Here is a 275-nt window from a genome sequence, read left to right as displayed (position 1 = left end):
GATCTACAACGATGAGTGGATTACTGCAATGAGCCTTAAAGGTGGTATAATTTGCATCTATGAGGTTCCCGTCAATTCTTTAGTGATTGGTCGTACTCAAGTTACATTCGACTTCGAAAAAGCTGTATGCCTTGATCAAAAACCGCTTGCAAGTGTATTAGAACAAGCTTAAACTGCTCTACACCAACAAAGGAACATGCAAATGGCCATCACAATCACCAGCTTGACCCATCCCACCATGATCGCCAAGATTCGTAAGGGTCTTTACTACGCCC

1 protein-coding gene is annotated in these 275 nt (G+C 42.9%); it reads left to right on the top strand.

Features of this window, described 5'->3' with window-relative positions; all coding sequences use genetic code 11:
- The first annotated feature begins 1 nt into the window (after position 1).
- A complete protein-coding gene (locus tag GUI70_RS26145; RefSeq protein ID WP_497747271.1) occupies positions 2-172 on the top strand; it encodes a hypothetical protein in 171 nt (56 codons plus the stop codon).
- The last annotated feature ends 103 nt before the right edge of the window (positions 173-275 follow it).

This window comes from Deinococcus alpinitundrae, from assembly GCF_009982895.1.
Classification (GTDB): Bacteria; Deinococcota; Deinococci; order Deinococcales; family Deinococcaceae; genus Deinococcus; species Deinococcus alpinitundrae.
This window is presented reverse-complemented; position numbering and strand designations above follow the sequence as displayed.